Annotated in this window: 2 protein-coding genes; one reads left to right on the top strand and one right to left on the bottom strand. The window is 48.9% G+C overall.

All coding sequences use genetic code 11. The features are described from left to right. The coding region (locus tag FHC52_RS22660; RefSeq protein ID WP_148718759.1) for an integrase core domain-containing protein at nucleotides 1-104 on the top strand (104 nt) is incomplete at its 5' end. 26 nt (nucleotides 105-130) lie between these two features. On the opposite strand, the gene FHC52_RS22655 is transcribed toward FHC52_RS22660, so the two are convergent. Next, on the bottom strand, nucleotides 131-229 hold a 99-nt coding region (locus FHC52_RS22655), incomplete at its 5' end, for an IS1 family transposase (RefSeq protein WP_000641146.1).

Below are 229 nucleotides of genomic sequence, written 5' to 3'. Positions count from 1 at the left end.
ACCTTGCAGCGGCGTTCACGCATTACAATGAAAATCACCCGCATAGTGCGCTGGGATATCACTCTCCGAGAGAATACCGGCGGCAGCGGGCATCGTTAACTTAAGATACAAAAGCGGTAATGACTCCAACTTACTGATAGTGTTTTATGTTCAGATAATGCCCGATGACTTTGTCATGCAGCTCCACCGATTTTGAGAACGACAGTGACTTCCTGCCCAGCCTTGCCAG

Origin of the sequence: Enterobacter sp. EC_64 (genome assembly GCF_019584165.1) — a bacterium.
GTDB lineage: Bacteria > Pseudomonadota > Gammaproteobacteria > Enterobacterales > Enterobacteriaceae > Enterobacter > Enterobacter roggenkampii.
This window is presented reverse-complemented; position numbering and strand designations above follow the sequence as displayed.